Source organism: Streptomyces sp. NPDC092952 (assembly GCF_044754785.1).
Taxonomy (GTDB): Bacteria; Actinomycetota; Actinomycetes; order Streptomycetales; family Streptomycetaceae; genus Streptomyces.
In genome coordinates this window covers 1-15,403 of sequence record NZ_JBIVPT010000041.1, presented here as the reverse complement: position 1 = coordinate 15,403, position 15,403 = coordinate 1, and the positions used below count along the sequence as shown (strand labels likewise).

At 70.6% G+C, this 15,403-nt stretch carries 15 protein-coding genes and 3 pseudogenes; 8 read left to right on the top strand and 10 right to left on the bottom strand.

Annotation, left to right across the window (positions count from 1 at the left end; genetic code table 11):
* The 5 genes from ACIQGQ_RS36790 to ACIQGQ_RS36770 form a co-directional block, all read right to left on the bottom strand.
* The coding region (locus ACIQGQ_RS36790) for a transposase (RefSeq protein WP_402404935.1) at positions 1 to 72 on the bottom strand (72 nt) is incomplete at its 3' end.
* Between the two features lie 336 nt (positions 73 to 408).
* Entirely contained in the window at positions 409 to 2,286 is a 1,878-nt protein-coding gene (locus tag ACIQGQ_RS36785; RefSeq protein ID WP_402404926.1) for a DUF4157 domain-containing protein, read from the bottom strand.
* A 608-nt stretch (positions 2,287 to 2,894) separates the two neighbouring features.
* Positions 2,895 to 3,638 (bottom strand): SDR family NAD(P)-dependent oxidoreductase, encoded by a 744-nt coding sequence (locus tag ACIQGQ_RS36780; RefSeq protein ID WP_402404924.1) that lies wholly within the window; start codon positions 3,636 to 3,638, stop codon positions 2,895 to 2,897.
* 96 nt (positions 3,639 to 3,734) lie between these two features.
* Complete coding sequence (locus tag ACIQGQ_RS36775) at positions 3,735 to 4,166, bottom strand: Rrf2 family transcriptional regulator (protein WP_402404921.1); 432 nt, start codon at positions 4,164 to 4,166, stop codon at positions 3,735 to 3,737.
* A gap of 85 nt (positions 4,167 to 4,251) precedes the next feature.
* Entirely contained in the window at positions 4,252 to 4,518 is a 267-nt protein-coding gene (locus ACIQGQ_RS36770) for a hypothetical protein (protein ID WP_402404919.1), read from the bottom strand.
* Positions 4,519 to 4,795: 277 nt separating this feature from the next.
* Between ACIQGQ_RS36770 and ACIQGQ_RS36765 the strand changes: the two genes are divergently transcribed.
* Positions 4,796 to 5,635: a helix-turn-helix transcriptional regulator gene (locus tag ACIQGQ_RS36765; RefSeq protein WP_402404916.1), complete on the top strand. Its 840-nt coding sequence runs from the start codon at positions 4,796 to 4,798 to the stop codon at positions 5,633 to 5,635.
* A gap of 110 nt (positions 5,636 to 5,745) precedes the next feature.
* Here ACIQGQ_RS36765 and ACIQGQ_RS36760 read toward each other — a convergent pair whose 3' ends face one another.
* The 3 genes and pseudogenes from ACIQGQ_RS36760 to ACIQGQ_RS36750 all read right to left on the bottom strand — a co-directional run bounded on the left by ACIQGQ_RS36760 (position 5,746) and on the right by ACIQGQ_RS36750 (position 7,044).
* The gene (locus ACIQGQ_RS36760) at positions 5,746 to 6,054 is read right to left on the bottom strand and encodes an FCD domain-containing protein (RefSeq protein ID WP_402404932.1); all 309 of its coding nucleotides are present in this window, start codon (positions 6,052 to 6,054) and stop codon (positions 5,746 to 5,748) included.
* Between the two features lie 229 nt (positions 6,055 to 6,283).
* Positions 6,284 to 6,376, bottom strand: a pseudogene (locus tag ACIQGQ_RS36755) (GntR family transcriptional regulator); the annotation flags it as partial.
* 266 nt (positions 6,377 to 6,642) lie between these two features.
* Positions 6,643 to 7,044 (bottom strand): nuclear transport factor 2 family protein, encoded by a 402-nt coding sequence (locus ACIQGQ_RS36750; protein ID WP_402404913.1) that lies wholly within the window; start codon positions 7,042 to 7,044, stop codon positions 6,643 to 6,645.
* A gap of 132 nt (positions 7,045 to 7,176) precedes the next feature.
* Here ACIQGQ_RS36750 and ACIQGQ_RS36745 point away from each other — a divergent pair.
* The 6 genes and pseudogenes from ACIQGQ_RS36745 (at position 7,177) to ACIQGQ_RS36720 (ending at position 12,795) form a co-directional block, all read left to right on the top strand.
* Positions 7,177 to 7,965, top strand: a pseudogene (locus ACIQGQ_RS36745) (CocE/NonD family hydrolase).
* A 479-nt stretch (positions 7,966 to 8,444) separates the two neighbouring features.
* Positions 8,445 to 8,801, top strand: a complete 357-nt coding sequence (locus ACIQGQ_RS36740; RefSeq protein ID WP_402404910.1) for a nuclear transport factor 2 family protein — start codon at positions 8,445 to 8,447, stop codon at positions 8,799 to 8,801.
* A gap of 34 nt (positions 8,802 to 8,835) precedes the next feature.
* Positions 8,836 to 10,233, top strand: a complete 1,398-nt coding sequence (locus ACIQGQ_RS36735) for an FAD-dependent oxidoreductase (RefSeq protein ID WP_402404907.1) — start codon at positions 8,836 to 8,838, stop codon at positions 10,231 to 10,233.
* Positions 10,234 to 10,440: 207 nt separating this feature from the next.
* Positions 10,441 to 10,965, top strand: a complete 525-nt coding sequence (locus ACIQGQ_RS36730) for a hypothetical protein (RefSeq protein WP_402404904.1) — start codon at positions 10,441 to 10,443, stop codon at positions 10,963 to 10,965.
* Positions 10,889 to 11,464: a terpene synthase family protein gene (locus ACIQGQ_RS36725; protein ID WP_402404929.1), complete on the top strand. Its 576-nt coding sequence runs from the start codon at positions 10,889 to 10,891 to the stop codon at positions 11,462 to 11,464. Before ACIQGQ_RS36730 ends, ACIQGQ_RS36725 begins: the two co-directional genes overlap by 77 nt.
* Positions 11,461 to 12,795: a cytochrome P450 gene (locus tag ACIQGQ_RS36720; protein WP_402404901.1), complete on the top strand. Its 1,335-nt coding sequence runs from the start codon at positions 11,461 to 11,463 to the stop codon at positions 12,793 to 12,795. The genes ACIQGQ_RS36725 and ACIQGQ_RS36720 overlap by 4 nt, the downstream gene beginning before the upstream one ends.
* Positions 12,796 to 12,913: 118 nt before the next feature.
* Here ACIQGQ_RS36720 and ACIQGQ_RS36715 read toward each other — a convergent pair whose 3' ends face one another.
* Complete coding sequence (locus ACIQGQ_RS36715; protein ID WP_402404897.1) at positions 12,914 to 13,975, bottom strand: hypothetical protein; 1,062 nt, start codon at positions 13,973 to 13,975, stop codon at positions 12,914 to 12,916.
* 130 nt (positions 13,976 to 14,105) lie between these two features.
* Positions 14,106 to 14,849 (bottom strand): SDR family oxidoreductase, encoded by a 744-nt coding sequence (locus ACIQGQ_RS36710; RefSeq protein WP_402404894.1) that lies wholly within the window; start codon positions 14,847 to 14,849, stop codon positions 14,106 to 14,108.
* 449 nt (positions 14,850 to 15,298) lie between these two features.
* Between ACIQGQ_RS36710 and ACIQGQ_RS36705 the strand changes: the two are divergent.
* A pseudogene (locus ACIQGQ_RS36705) lies at positions 15,299 to 15,403 on the top strand (IS630 family transposase); the annotation flags it as partial.

The window sequence follows — 15,403 nt, the reverse complement described above, 5'->3', positions numbered from 1 at the left end:
GGTGATCACCGGCTCGATGAGGGCCCACTGCCCGTCCGATAAGTCGCTCGGATACGGCTTCCGTTCACTCACCCCGCCAGCCCACCAGACCACAGACCCCAGACCGGAAGATTCCGCCCTACGCCCACACCATCAGGTGATAACAGAATCACTCATACGGTCACGAACCGTCCACTGAGGACGACCCCTCTCTTGAGGACCACGGGGTGCCGCCGGTTCATGACGATCATCATGAACTCGCGTGCCAGCAGGTTCCAGTAGGGATCCTCCACCCCATGGCTGAAGTGGACCTTCCACTCGCTGGCGTTGACATTGGCGGGGCGCTTGAGGACCCCGTTGAAGTCCCAGGTGCGGGTGTCGCCGAGCCTGGGGATGTTGGCTCCGGCGACGCGGGCCGCAGCCGACCGGTCACCCCTGCTTGGGATCCGTCGGTCCTATCCCGTACCCCTGTGCCACGACGACGAGGCACCCACGCGCGACCAGATCCGCGAGCGCCTTGTCCACCTTTTTGATGGCCCCCTTCGTCAGCTCGAGATTGAAGGCGATACCGACTTCCCTGACGATGTCGCTCTTCGTTACAGCACCCCGGAGGACCACGTGCCAGATCCGCTCGTCCAGCTCGGTGGTCATCGGCGGCGCGAGACGCGTGGGATCCACGAGCTGGTTGATGCTCTTGACCCGGTCCAGCTTGTTGTTCAGCTCCCAGCTGATCACGCGGGCGTTGGAGTACGCGTTCGAGCCGCCGGCCGATTTCGGGATGATGTGGTCGATCTCGGGATAGTTGGCTGTCCCGTCCTCGTTGAGCACCTGGTGCGGATCGTTCGGATCGTCCGACATGAGGTGGCCGCCGTTCCGGGCCAGGTTCGCCTGCAGGATGAGCCGGCGCTGATCCTCGGTGAAGAGGGCGTGCGGCAGGATGTCATTCACTGGCATCCCATTCTGGTCGCCGCGCATCGCGCCGAGCATCTGCAGGTCGAGGTGCTGATACGGGCGGTGGTGGCCGTGGAGCGGGCCGCCCGGAAACGGCTGGCGGAGTGCGTCGGGCCACTGGGCCTTCGAGGCGTTCGGCATTGTGTGGAGGTCCAGCGCGTTCTGGGCCTCGAACTGCTCCGTTACCAGGCCGCCGAGTTGTCCGACTCCGATTGGCGCGAGCGGAGCGCTCGTCAGTAGCGCCTGCTGCGCGGGCGTGGGGAGCGGCGTGCGTTCCGCTTCGTGGACGAGCACCGCTTGGCCGCCGGGAAGCACCTGTGGCACGTCGAGCGGCTGCCAGGTCCCCGTCGGCCCGGATTCTTCCAGGGTGCAGTCGATCCGGCTGGGAACGCGGGGATCCGGCCCGGCGTACTCCAGTTCGACACGGAACCGCACCGTGCCGGCAGGGCGCGCCGCCGAGGCCTGCCGGACGGCCCGCTCGACCGCCCGCCAGGGGCCGCCGTGGTTGAAACCCGGCTTCATCGGCACGATGTTGAAGGAGGCGTTCTCGCCCCCGACCTCCAGTGCGGCCACGTGCCCGCGCTGCCAGCCGATGTCGGGGTCCAAGCCGTTGGCCGGTGACAGGAAACTCATCGGAGGCGGTGTATCGGATCGCCCGATGGGAGCACTGACGATCACCTCGACACGCTCGGGCCGCTCCCGCTGCTCACCGCCCGGGAAGAAGTCGGCGGTCGCATAGTTGTTGCCCTGCGAATCCGTGTACACGGCACGCTGGATCGCCTCGGGTGCCCGACTCGCCCCGGCGGTGACCGGCGCGGGCTCACTCGCGAGGTGCACGGTGTGGGCGGCGGGCGCCCGCATTACCCGCGTCGCGTTCGCCTCCGCTTCGCGCTCGAACCGGTCGGACGGATCGGAAACCTTGAGCCCGGCACCGTTGTCGGTTCCTGCGACGGGGCCCCGGCGCTGCTGGATGACGTGGGTGAGCTCGTGGGCGAGGGTGTGCTGGTCGGTGCCGCTGTTGCCGATGACGACGTGGTTTCCGGAGGTGTAGGCGTGGGCGCCGATCTCGGTGGCGGAGGCCCTCGCGGCGCTGTCGCTGTGGATCCGCACGTCGGAGAAGTCCGCGCCCATGCGGGCTTCCATGTCGGTACGGGTCGCCTCGTCCAGCGGCCGGCCACCGGTGCGCAGGACTTCCGGCACGGCGGGACGCTGCACCACACCCTCGGCCGGCGGCTCATGCCCGCACCTGGCACCGTGCCGGTGCTCCTCGGGAATCATCCCGGCCCCGCGCAGCATCTGCACCACGGCTGCGTTGCCCACACTGCGCTGCAGCGCGAGCAGACTCCGCACGCCCATCGGTAGCCCCGCACCGGGGCGACTAGCCGCGGGCGCGGCCTGCCGCTGTTGCTGGCCAGTCGGCTCCTTTCGGTCCTGCGCTCGCAACTGCTGCTCCTCGTGACGGGGAAGGGCCGATCAGTGGCCGAATGGCCACGGCCTGTCCTACTACGGGCCAGCTTTCCCCAGCACCTGGTGAAGGGCAGTCAGCCTTTCACACCAGGGAATCTGCCCGAAAGGGCTAGATCTGCCGGTTGGCCGGGTTCAAGCGGTCGGATCCCGATGCCCACAGACACTGAGCCTAGGACGTCCGGGTGGGCGGACATGTGTAGCGGTCCATGCTGGCGGACAGCTCATCTCCTTCCTGGCCGCTCTCGCAGCCGACGCGACACCGGCCAGGACCGCCGATCCGAACCGACCCGCCCGCAGCACCGACCCGATCGACCTGACCGTCCCGGAGATCCGTCATCTGCTCGGTGCGCTGCTGATCCCGGCGAACACCTCCCCTCGCGGGCTGCTGCACTGGTCGAACTGGCGCAGACGTCACCAGGCCGGTGCTCGCCGCAGCCACTACTGGCGACGGCTCGCCGAACCCTCAACCGGATAGATCACGAAGTCGCACTGGAGTACTAGAGCTGGGTCGCGCCGCCGTCCACCAGCAGCTCCGTGCCGGTGGTGAACGAGCTCTGCTCCCCGGCGAGGTAGAGGGCGGTCGCGGCGACCTCGTCGGGGCGGCCGGCCCGGCCGAGCGGAGTGGGCGCCGGTGCCGCGGCCGGATCGCCGCCCGGGACGGCGGCCCTCAGCTCCTCGCCGCCGGGCGTGGTGACGGGTCCGGGCGTGAGGGCGTTGACGCGGATGCCCCGGCCGGCGAGTTCGGCGGCCCAGGTGCGGGCGAGGCTGCGGATCGCGGCCTTGGTGGCGGCGTAGATGCCCAGGCCCGGGACTCCACGCAGGGCCGCGCTGGAGGAGAACAGGATCACCGAGGCGCCGGCCGGCAGCAGCGGCAGCGCCTTCTGCACGGTGAAGACCGTGCCCTTGAGGTTGACGGAGGTGACGCGCTCGTACCCCTCCTCGGTGATCCCGCCGAGCGGCTCGAAGTCTCCGATGCCGGCGTTGGCCACGACGATGTCGAGCTGTCCGCTGCGCCCGGCGATCTCGGCGAAGAGCCGGTCGAGGTCCGCGAGCTTCGAGACGTCGCCCTGGATGCCGATGGCGCGACCGCCGACCTGTTCGACGGCGGCGTCCAGCTCGGCCTTGCGGCGGCCGGTGAGGTAGACGGTCGCACCCTCGGCGGCGAACCGGCGGGCGACGGCCAGGCCGATGCCCGAGGAGGCTCCGGTCACGAGGGCGGTCTTGTTGTCCAGCAGTCCCATGGGATTCTCCTGATCCTTGATGTAACTGTTGTTGTTACATTTTGGGCCCGACGAAGCCTGGCCGCAGCCGGGGCCGGTGTCGGTGTCGGGGCCGCGCTATGCGGCCTTCAGTACGTCGCGTAGCACGTCTTCGAGCGTGGTTTCAGCCAGTTCCCTGTGGAGGGCGACTTCGATCCCGTCGTAGACGGCGGTCAGTGCCGGTGCGATGCCGTGACCCACGACGCACTCAGGGTCGGGCGTGGCGGGGTGCAGGGCGAAGACCGGTCCGGGCTCCACGGCGTCGTAGACGTCGAGCAGGGTGGTCACTGAGAGGTCCCGCGCCAGCGTCCAGCCGGCGCCGGCGCCCCGGCGCGAGTCGACCAGGCCCGCCTTGCGAAGGTGGGCCAGCAGGCGGCGGATCACCACGGGGTTCGTGTTGACGCTGGTCGCGATCTGCTCGGAGGTGGCCACCTCGTGGCCCCGCCGCTGGTACAGCCCAATCCAGACCAGGGCATGCGTGGCCACGGTCAGCCTGCTGTTCGCTCCCATGCTGCCCGCCATCCCGCCTTCGTTCGAATGAAGTAACCGTAACTGTTACGACTGCCCGCGGCAACCCCTCCAGAGAGGCGCGCCGCTACCGCCCCTCGACGGGGCCGGCGAGCAGGGCCAGGCGCCGGGCACTGGGGCTACCGGGCTCCGCGGTGCCGACCAGGAGGTGCTGGCCGGGCGCGTCCTGGACGTCGAAGGTCTGGTAGGCCAGGGTCAGCCGCCCCACTCGCGGATGGTGGAAGGTCTTGCTCCTGCTCCCCAGCTGGGCGACCTCCTGACGGCTCCACAGCTCCGCGAACTCCGCGGACCATGCCGCGCCGGTCGGCGAGCGGGAGGAGCAGGGCGTCGGCACGCGCTTTCGATGCGAGGACGTCCAGACGCCGGTTGACCACGTAGGCCACGGCCGACGGGAATGCGTCCATCAGGCGGAGCAGTTTCGGCGCGACCCGTTCCTCGTCCGGGACGGGCGCGTGGGCACTGGCACTCGGCACGAGTCCGGCGAGGCAGTAGGTGTCCCAGCAGACATCGGTTTCGAGATTCAGGGCCAGGACGGGGGCGTCGACGAACTGGCCGGAGGGGCGTCGCTCGCGTCCCTGCTCCGGCCGGTCCCGGGGCCGTAGAGTGAGGTCATGCCTGCTGTGTCGACTCCTCTCGGTGACTTCCTGCGTGCCTGCCGGGCACGCGTGGATCCTGCCGCCACGGGCCTGGCGGTGGGGGGAGGCCGCCGAGTGGCCGGTCTTCGACGGGAGGAGGTCGCGGTGCTGGCCGGTGTCAGTGCCGACTACTACGCCCGTCTTGAGCAGGGGCGTGAGCGCAGCCCCTCTGGTCAGGTCGTGAGTGCGATCGGCCGGGCGCTGCGGTTGGATGCCGACGCCCGTGGACACCTCTTCCGGCTGGCGGGCGTGAGTCCGGGCATGGCCCTGGACCGTTCCCGGGACCTGGTCCATCCCTCCTTGCTGGAGATCCTGGAAGCGTTTCCCACCTCGGCCGCCTACGTTCTCAGTCCCGCCTTCACCGTGCTGGCGACCAACGCGATCGCGGCCGGGCTGCTGTCGCCGTTCGCGGGCACCGACAACATGGTGCGGGTGCTGTTCGGGCATCCCGAGGCGCGGAAGGTGTTCGTGCAGTGGCCGACCGTTGCGGGAGCCACCGTTCACGCGTTGCGGCTGAACGCCGGCCGCTTTCCGCAAGACCAGCAGATCCGGGATCTGGTCTCGGAACTGCGGGCGGAGTCCGAGGAGTTCGCGGCACTGTGGGACGACCAGAACGTGGGCGGGCTCGCGCGCGCCTTCAAGGTCTTCGTCCACCCCCGGATCGGCCGGGTCGAGCTGACGTACCAGACCTTCGACGTGCGTGACGCTCCTGGCCAGCAGCTACTGGTCGGCACACCGGCGGCCGGCAGCTCCAGCGCCGAGGCGATCGCCCTCCTCAGATCGCAGTCCGCCCTCGACTCCGATCGTGACGGGTGACTGCCTCACCGGGCCCTTGCCGTCGCGAGCCGGTGTCGGCGTGCCCGGCCGCGAGCCGTGGTCAGCGCGCCCTGCGGGCGAGTGCGGTCCGCTCGGATCGGCCTGGCGGACTACGCCCGGGTCGGCGGCCGGTGCGTGGGATCTTCGAGGTCGTGTTCACGGGCGTAGGCGACGAGCATGCGCGGCGCCCGGTCGATGTGCTCGGCCAGGACCGCCACGACGGGGTCCGCGTCCCGGGCCAGGGCGCAATCCCGCAGGTGACGGTGCTCCGCGGCCAGGTCCCGCAGCTGGTCGCCGGTCAGGGCCCAGTACCAGCGGCGGTAGAGCTCGGCGCTGTCGCGCAGGGAGTTGACGATCGCTTCCAGACGTGGACTCCGGGCACCCAACAGGAGCGCCTGGTGAAAGGCCCGGTGGGCGATCGGCCAGTCCTCGTTCAGTCGACCGTCGGCCGCGTTGACCGCGGTGCGCCGCCACGACTGCGGACTCCCATTCCAGGCCGCCCAGGGAGATCGACTGCCGCAGGGCCAGTGACTCCAGTTGCACCCGTGTTCGGGTGAGATCGGACAGGTCGTCGACCGACAGTGGCATCACGCTGAACCCGCGCTGCGGATTCGACACGACAAGCCCTTGTTCGGCGAGCCGGGTGAGCGCCTCGCGCACGACCGACATGCTGACGCCGAACCGCCCCGCGAGGGCGACCAGCTTGAGCCGCTGCCCGGGGGTGAGGTTCCCGTTGAGCAGGTCGCCCCGGATCTCCTCGAAGACCTCTTCGGTACGTGTTGGGTTCTCCTTGGCCCCCCGGACACTGTAGTCGTTTAACGCAATAACCCACGCCTGTCGATATTTCCTGGGATCGACGATGTACCTGCGCGGCTCGCCGCCCGGGTGTTCCGCAGGTCGGACCTCATGACGTCCAGCGGCCGACCGACACCACTGGACAGGATCCTCCGCCCCGCCGCCAGGCCGAAGAGCCTGGCCCGGCGGCGGAGGTCGGGGCCGGGCACAGCTCAGGGGCGCACGGCCTGGGCGACGCCCCAGGAATCCTCGAACATGTAGTAGCGGCTGATCCGACCCTCGGGATCCACGACGATGTCGATCGCGAAAGGCGTGTCGATCACCTTCCCCGTCGCGCGTACCACGACTCGTGCCCGTCCGATCAGCACCGCGTTCGCGCCGTCGACGAGGACGCGCTCGATCTCGAAGAGTTCGCGGATGGTGAGTTCACTCATCGTCCGGAAGAACGCCGGGATGCCTTCGACCGTGCGGGGCCCCACCCAGGGAACGATGTCCGGGTCGCCGGGGATCTCCCAGGAGGCGTCCGGCGCGAACAGCTTCACCACGGCCGGGATGTCGCCCTCCGCGACACGGTCGAGGAACTCGTTCACCACTGTGCGTGTCTGATCACTCATCGTCTCTCCTTCACCGCCGGGTGGTTCGGCTCATCGGATCGTGTTTTGCTGCGGCCTCGGGTCAGGCCACGCCGCGCGTGTCGGCCCGCGGGGCCAAGGGCGTGCCGGCCCGCGAGACCTGGGGAGTCGCACGTGCAGTTCTTCGACCGCTGGCTGCAAGGAGCGGCGACGGCTCTCGACGATCAGGCACCCGTCCGCCTCTTCGTCATGGGCCGCGACGAGTGGCACAGCAAGCAGGAGTGGCCGCTCCCCGACACCCGGTACACCGACTTCTACCTCGACGGGGGCGGTCGGGCGAACACCTCGACCGGCGACGGAGTGCTCTCTAAGGTGACGCCTGAGCCGTCCGCCCGGGAGACCTTCCTGTACGACCCACGGCGCCCGGTTCCCACCGTCGGAGGCAACATCCTCGCCGTCAGCCCCGAGGTCTACGCCGGCCCCGCCGACCAGAACCGGGTCGAGGACCGCGAAGACGTCCTCTGTTTCACCAGCCCGGTCCTGGAGCACGAAGTGTAGGCCACCGGCCACGTCGAACTCACCCTGTTCGTGTCCTCCTCCGCCAGCGACACCGACTTCACCGGCAAGCTCGTCGACGTGCATCCCGATGGCCGTGCGATCAACCTGTGCGAAGGCATCCAACGCGCGCGCTAACGGGAGTCACTCGCAGAGCCGGAGTTCATGCAGCCGGGTGAGATCTACGAGCTGACGCTCGATCTGTGTGTCACCTCGAACGTCTTCCTCCCCGGACATTGCATCCGTCTTGAGGTGTCCAGCAGCAACTTTCCCCGCTACGACCGGAACAGCAACACCGGAGGCACGATCGCCGAGGAGCATCTGGAGGACGTGGTTCCCGCGCTGAACCACGTCTACCACGGTCCGGAGCATCCCAGCCGGCTCACCCTCCCACTGATCGAGCGCTGACCCACTCGGAAGTCCTCGGGCCTCCCGCTCACCCGGGCCGCGCCCCTGACGAGGTGGTGGAGGGTGTGCAGGACGTCGATCTCCACGTCGCTGCTCCGCCGGTGCGCCGCGCCGGCGGCAATTCACCCGGTCCGTACCGGCGGCTCATGGCCGGATCGCAGGCGCCGGTTCCTGGGTGTGGCGCACCCAGGAAGACCCGTCCTGCCGCGGGTGGGCGATCAAAGGCAGGCTGGTGGCACGGACCGGCCCACCCCGGGCCGTCGACGCCTCGAAGGGATCGCCGTGCTCCGCTCGTCCGCTGCCTCCGGCAGGGAGGCCGTGGCGGGGCAGCCGGGCATCCCGACCCCCGCCACCGCGACCAGCGAAGCGCTGCGCCATCACGCGGCCCGTCGAGGTCGACGTCAACGAACGCGTCGCAGAAAGCGTCGTACGGTCCGGGGACGCGGACCCCGCGCGCGGCTCACGGAAAGGCAGCAACGATGGTGACGGAACAACAGGTCCGCGACTGGGTCGAGAAGTACGTGCACGCCTGGACAACCAACTCCAGGAAGGACATCACCGCACTGTTCACCCCACAGGCCGAGTACCACGAATGGCCCTACGAGACGGACTGGGTCGGCCGCGAGGCGATCGTCGACGGCTGGCTCGGGCGCGTGCCGTGGCAGGAGGGCGGTTGGGACTTCGAGTGGTCCGTCCTCGCCGTCAACGGCGACACCGCCGCGATCGAAGGCACCGGCCGTTACAAGGAACTGGGCACCTTCGCCAACCTCTGGACCGTGACCTTCGACCGGAACGGCAGGTGCACCGTCTTCCGCATGTGGAACAACCAGGTATGAGCAGCAAACCCGTACCGGCACGCAGAGGATCACCATGACGCGATCGACGACGTGGGACCGCGCCCTCGTCCTGGGAAGCGGCTTCGCGGGCCTGCTGGCCGCCCGCGTCCTGACCGGGTACTTCCGCCACGTGACGCTCCTGGAGCAGGACGTGTCCCCCGGGGTGCAGGTCCGGCCGGGGGTTCCGCACGCCCATCACCCGCACGCCCTGCTTGCGCGCGGCGCCGCCGAGCTGGAGGAGCTCTTCCCCGGCATCAGGGCCGAACTCCTCGCCCGTGGATGCCCGGTGGCCGACTTCGCCCAGACCACCCGGGTCCTGTTCCCCACCGGCTGGGCGCCGCGCACCCCGGTTGGCGTCGAGGTGCAGCTGATGGCCCGCACCGTGCTGGAGCAGGCCGTGCGCGAGCGGGTCGCGCGTCTGGAGAACGTGACCGTGCGGGACGGGCTGCGGGTCGAGCGCCTGCTACTGGACGTCGACCGCGACGTCACCGGGGTCCTCGCCCGGCCCCGGCGGCCCGGCCGGGTGCCGGGCGAGGACCCCGGCGAGGTCCGGCTGCTCGCGGACCTGGTCGTCGATGCCACCGGGCGCGCCAGCAGGCTTCCCCGATGGCTCGCCGACGCCGGCCACCACGTGCCCGACAGCCTGGAAGTGGACGCTCGGGCAAGCTACTCCTCCCGCCTGTACACCCTCCCGTTCGACCCCGACCGCGACTGGAACGCCTCCTACCAGCCCACCATGGCTCCCACCTCGCCGCGCGGTGCGGTCGCGGTGCGCATCGCACCCGCCCTGTGGCTCCTCGGTCTGATCGGGACGGCCGGCCACACCCCGCCCGATGACGAGGACGGCTTCCGCGCCTACGCCGCCGGCCTGCGCAATCCCGACTTCCTGCGGCTCATCGACGAGGGCGAGCCGGCCGGTGCGATTCACCGTACCCACGCGACCGTGAACCGCTGGCACCGCTACCACCGGGTGCGGACCTGGCCCGACCGCCTGGTCGCGCTCGGCGACAGCGTCTGCGCCTTCAACCCCGTCTACGGCCAGGGCATGACCGTCGCCGCCCTCCAGGCCGAGCTGCTGGACACCCGGCTCGCCCGGCAGGCCGCCACCGGGCGGCTGGACGGGCTGGGGCGGGCGTTCCAGCGCGGGGCCGCCGCCATTGTCCGCGGCCCCTGGCAGCTGAGCGCTTCCACCGACCGGGCCTGGCTGGACACCGTCCTGCCGCCGTCCAGCCGTATCGCGACCGGCTACCTCACGGCCGTCACCGCCCGCCTGCCCCACCGTCCTGGCCTGTACCGCCGCTTCGTGCGCACCTGGCAGATGCTCGACGGCCCCGCCGCCCTGGCCTCCCCTGGTGCCCTCGCCCAACTCATCTCCCTGCCCTCGACCGCGCGCCACCGGGAGAGGTGCCCCTGCCCCGGCGCCGCACCGTGACCACGCCGAGCACCCGGCCCGCCCACTGGCGAGGACCGGGTGAGGCCGAGGCCGTGAACAGCACGTCCTCGGGTGAGCTTTCGGCCACCAGGGTGAAGAACCGACGACCGGCCTTGGCCCGTGCGACGGAGCGGGAACCGGACGACGAGTGGACGGCTTCCCGTTCACCGGCCGCAGGACCGAGACCGTGCGACCAGAAAGTAGAGAATGGAACCGGACACACCTACGCACGACCGGAGGCCCGGCTCGGACGGCCCCTCACAGACTGCCGACGCGGCGCTGGTCGACCGCGTCCCGCTCCCGGACACGCACCACCGCGCCGCCGCCGTGGCGACGGAGGTGCGGCAGTGGCTGACGGGCGCCGGACTACTCGGCGACGAACTGGACGGATTCCTGGCACAGGGGCACATCGATCTCGTCGTCCGTGCCTGGGGTGACGCTCCCCGCGGACCGAACCTGGCGGCGGCGGCGAAGTGGCTCGTGCTGACCTGGATCCTGGACGACCGGCTCGACGACCAGTGGGTGAGCCGACCGACTACCGAGGTACGGCTCACCGCGTCGGCGCTGACGGACGTGCTGAACGGCCGGCCGCCGGAACACCACCCGAACCCCCGGGCACTCACCGGACGAAGCACTCGTCGCAGCCTTCGCCGCACTGTGGCACGAGACATCGACGCTCACCACCACGGCCTGGCGGACGCGTTACGCTGGCGACTTCCGTGCCTACCTTGACGCCTCGCTGGCCTACCTGGAAAAGGGCGGCTCCGGGGGCGACGTCCCGACCGTCCCCGACTACCTCTTCCGGCGCGACAGCGACGGGGCCGTCCTGTGCGCGGCCGGCTGGGTCCAACTCGCCCACGGCCTGGACATCCCCGACGAGGCCTTCCACCACCCCCAGCTGACGGACGTGCTGATGCGCTTCAACCACGTCATCTGCTGGGTCAACGACCTCTATTCCGCCGAGACCGAACGGGCCGCAGGCAACGGCAAGAACCTGCTGCACTCGCTGGAGGTCCACGCCGGCCTGACTCCCGCTCAGGCCGCCACCCGGGTCGCTGCTCTGTGCGAGGCCGAGCTGGCGACGTTCGAGTTCCTCGCACACGGCATCGCACGTGGCCCGGCATGGCCACCGCAGGTGCGCGCACTCGCCCGCGGGCTGATCCGCTTCACCCACGCCCTCATCCACTGGACAGCCACAGCCGCACGCTACCGCCCAGGAGTAGCCCGATGACCCCATCGGTCCCCCGACCGCCCGGAGCCCTGCCGCTGCTCGGACATCTGGTGCCGTTCCTGCGCGACCCGCTGCGGTTCATGCGCTCACTGCCCCGGCACGGCGACCTCGTGCGGGTCCGGCTCGGCCCGGTCACTGCGGTCGTGGTCTGCGACCTCGAACTGACCCGGCAGGTGCTGCGCGAGGACGAGGTCTTCGACAAGGGCGGCTTCCTGTTCGAGCGGATCCGCGACTTCGCCGGCAACGGCCTGGTGACCTGCCCGCACGCCGACCACCGTCGTCAGCGCCGCTACGTCCAGCCCGCCTTCAGGCCCGACCGGATCGCCCGGTACGCCGCAGTGATGGACAGCCATGCCCATCTCCTGGCCGATTCCTGGCAGGATGGCCAGCAGGTCGACGTCACCGAGGAACTCAGCCTCACCGCCGGCCGCAGCCTGGTCGCCACCCTGTTCACCCAACTGCCCGTCACCGGAGTGCGGGAGGCCGTCGACGACTTCGTGCTCCTCATCACCGGCTCCTACCGGCGCATGCTGCTGCCGCAGCGGCTCAACCGGATCCCCCTGCCGGCCAACCGCCGCTACGACGCCGCCCGCATCCGCATCGCGCGCCTGGTCGAGGACGCCGTCACGGCCCACCGCGCGGACCCACAGGACCGGGGCGACCTGATCTCCATCCTGGTCGCCGCCGACGAGGACGGCCGGACCCTGACCAGCAGCGAGATCACCGACCAAGTGACCACCATCTTCGCCGCCGGATTCGACACCATCGCCAACTCCACCGCCTGGGCCCTGCACCTGCTCGCCCAGCACCCGCAGATCGCCGCCGCCGTCCGCGCCGAAGCAGGCGCCGCCCACGCGACGCAGTCCCCGGGGAGCGTGGCGGGCCTGGAACTGACCGGCCGAGTCATCCGGGAGACCATCCGCCTGTACTCCCCAGGCTGGCTGCTGACCCGCGTCACCACCACCGACACACAGTTCGGCGGACACCACCTGCCCCGCGGCACCGCGATCGTCTACAGCCCCTACCTCCTGCACCGCCAGCCGCAACTGTTCCCCGAGCCCGACCGCTTCAACCCGGACCGGTGGCTGGACCTGCCTCCGCAGCGCGGCCCGTTCATCGGGTTCGGCGCCGGCCCCCGCCGCTGTGTCGGCGAGCAGTTCGGGCTGACCGAATCGACCCTGCTGCTCGCCGCGATCATGCGCACCTGGAACCTGGACCCCGTCCCTGGAAGACCCGTACGCGAACTGCCGCTCGCCACCCTGCGTCCCGGCCCGCTCTGGATGACCGTCACCCGCCGCACCGGAGTCGGCACCAGCTCGGTCCCGACCTGACGGCAAGCACGTTCCAGGTCTCCAATGGGACGTCGGCCGCGCGGACCGGACCCCGGTGCGATCCGCCCGTGGTGGAGCGTGGGACAGCGGCAAACGAAACCCTGGTACACCTGCGGCCTCAGGCGAAGAGGGCCCAGTGGCGGTTGGTCTGCTGAACGACGGTCACGAGCTCGGTGTAGGGCTCGTCCCAGGGATCCTTGAGGCCGAAGCCGCGCTGCGGGTTCTCCAGCCAACTGCACCAGTGCCAGCCGAGGCACCAGGGGCGTGCCGCGAAGGTGTCGGCGATCATCCGGTACCCCTGTCCGCGCTCGGCCTGGTCGCGGGCGGAGCCGGTCCGTTCGGGACTCATGATGGTGGGGCACCAGTTGCCGGTGTCGGCAACGAGGACGGGCAATCCGGTGCGGCGGTGCCACGCGTCGAACCGGTCGGCGACGGCGTCGATCGCCGCCTGGTCGACGGCGGGGAAGGCCTGCAGGCTCAACACGTCCACGTGGGCGGCAGCCGCGTCAAGCACCGGATCCGGGATGCCCGCGCGCGTGCCGTAGCGGTCGCCGAGGATCAGGTGGTTGGGGTCGTGGCGGCGGATGGCCTCGGTGGACACCCTGTAGTAGGCGTCGGCGATCTCGGCCAGCTCGCCGACGGGGTAGCCGCAGCCGACCGGATGGCGACCCCACGCGGGCGCGTCGACGAGGAAGTAGCCGATCAGGTTGGGGTCGTCCGGTCGGCACCGGGTGCGTGCCAGGTGGTCGCACCACTGGGCGAAGGCGGCGGACCGGGGGTCGCGATAGGCGGGATGGCCGTTCCAGTGCTCGATCTCGGCGATGCGCAGGGACAGGGTGTACGGCAGGCCGCAGGCGGCCGCGTCGTCGTCGGGCAGGCCGTCGGAGTGGCCGAGGTCGATGGCGTCGTGGGTGGCCGACAGGCCGCTGCCGCTGACGTACTCGGCGGTCCAGCCGAGCGTGTTGAAGCCCCAGGCGGACATCTCCGGTACCAAGCCCTCGTGCAGCCAGCGCCGGCGCGAGGAGCCGTAGCGGTCGGCAAAGAGGCCGACGTTGTGCGGGTAGCGCAGGCTCGTGTCGTCGGCGTGGACGACGCCGATGGACCGGAACGGCTCACCGCCAGGAGTCACGAACCTCCACCGGGCCCCGGTGTCCAGGGTGAAATATCCGTCCGCGGTCACGCCCGTCCTTTCCCCGCTACCCGGGTGAACGAACCACGGTCACGGCCGCCGGCCAGCTCATTTCGCGCTCTCCGCCGACAGCACGGGCCTCCCGGTCCGCCACCACCGGCTCCCCGCACGGGACGACCGCTCAGCCCTGCGCGGTGGGGCGTACGACGATTTCATTGACGTCGACCTCGACAGGCTGGCCGATGGCATAGCCGATGGCCTCGGCGACGGCCGAGGGCGGGATCGCGAGTGCTTCGGTGGCGGCCTTCGCCGCCGCTCGGGCCTCCTCGGAACCACCGCGGAGGGTCAGCTCGGTAGCGGTGAAGCCGGGGCTGACCACCGTGACCCGGACCTCCAGGCTCTCCTGGCGCAGGCCTTCGGACAGGGCCCGGACGGCGAACTTGGTGGCGCAGTAGACCGCCGCGGTTGGGTCCACCCGGTGAGCGGACGTGGAGGCCACGTTGACGATGTGGCCGGCGCCCTGGGCTCGCATCATCGGCAGGACGGCCGCGGTGCCGTGAAGGGTGCCGCGCAGGTTCACGTCGACCATCCGGTCCCACTCGGCGATTCGGAGCTCGTGCACCGGGGAGAGCGGCATCACGCCCGCGTTGTTGACCATCACGTCGACGCGGCCGTGTGCGCGCCGGGCGACCCGCACGAACTCCTGGACACTCTCCAGGCTCGTCACATCCAGTTCGTGGAAGTCGGCCACGCCGCCTGCGGCGCGGATCTCCTCGACGATCGTCCTCAGCCGCTCGGTGCGGCGCGCGCCGAGCACCACCCGGTGCCCGATCGAGGCGAGGTGGCGGGCGGTGGCCTCACCGATACCGCTGCTGGCACCGGTGATGAGGATGGTCTTACCGTCGCGGGACGTACGGTTCGTCAAAATGTGCTCCTGGGTAGGGGGCGCTGTGCGGCGCCGACCCGCACAAGCCTGTCCGGACTGTGGCAGGTCGGGAAGGACGGGTCTTCCTGGGCGCGGCACACCCAGGAAGCCGACCTGAGGCATGACCGGTCGGGAGCGGGCGCGGCCGGACCGCCGGGCCGTGGCGGGTCAGAACAAGGTCAGCACGATGCAGCCGCTGCCGCCCGCGCGCCCGCTTTACCCTCTCTACATCGCGCCGCCGCCGTCCACCGTTGCGCCCCCACCTCCACCACCGCCCGCACCGTACGCGACCAGGTTGTTGCCGCCGCCACGGACCGACGTGTCACCACCGTCCCCGCCGATCCCTCCGGCACCGCCGCCCGTTCCGCCGGCACCGCCGCGGCCCGTGGACAGCGACAGCAGACTGCCGCTGGCGAGGTTGGAGAGCCTGCAGCTGAAGGTGCCGCCACCGGAACCGAGAGCGGGCGGTCGAGCAGGATCCGGAAGCGGTCCGAGTCTGGCACGAGGAGACCTGGCCGGCGATCCGGGCCAGGGCGAAGGCGGAGAACGCCGAG

What these genes read in the sequence shown, in the direction of transcription:
- ACIQGQ_RS36785 (WP_402404926.1), bottom strand. Translation starts at nt 2,286, where the DNA reads ATGGGCGTGCGGAGTCTGCTCGCGCTGCAGCGCAGTGTGGGCAACGCA.
- ACIQGQ_RS36780 (WP_402404924.1), bottom strand. Translation starts at nt 3,638, where the DNA reads ATGGGACTGCTGGACAACAAGACCGCCCTCGTGACCGGAGCCTCCTCG.
- ACIQGQ_RS36775 (WP_402404921.1), bottom strand. Translation starts at nt 4,166, where the DNA reads ATGGGAGCGAACAGCAGGCTGACCGTGGCCACGCATGCCCTGGTCTGG.
- ACIQGQ_RS36765 (WP_402404916.1), top strand. Translation starts at nt 4,796, where the DNA reads ATGCCTGCTGTGTCGACTCCTCTCGGTGACTTCCTGCGTGCCTGCCGG.
- ACIQGQ_RS36750 (WP_402404913.1), bottom strand. Translation starts at nt 7,044, where the DNA reads ATGAGTGATCAGACACGCACAGTGGTGAACGAGTTCCTCGACCGTGTC.
- ACIQGQ_RS36740 (WP_402404910.1), top strand. Translation starts at nt 8,445, where the DNA reads ATGGTGACGGAACAACAGGTCCGCGACTGGGTCGAGAAGTACGTGCAC.
- ACIQGQ_RS36735 (WP_402404907.1), top strand. Translation starts at nt 8,836, where the DNA reads ATGACGCGATCGACGACGTGGGACCGCGCCCTCGTCCTGGGAAGCGGC.
- ACIQGQ_RS36730 (WP_402404904.1), top strand. Translation starts at nt 10,441, where the DNA reads ATGGAACCGGACACACCTACGCACGACCGGAGGCCCGGCTCGGACGGC.
- ACIQGQ_RS36720 (WP_402404901.1), top strand. Translation starts at nt 11,461, where the DNA reads ATGACCCCATCGGTCCCCCGACCGCCCGGAGCCCTGCCGCTGCTCGGA.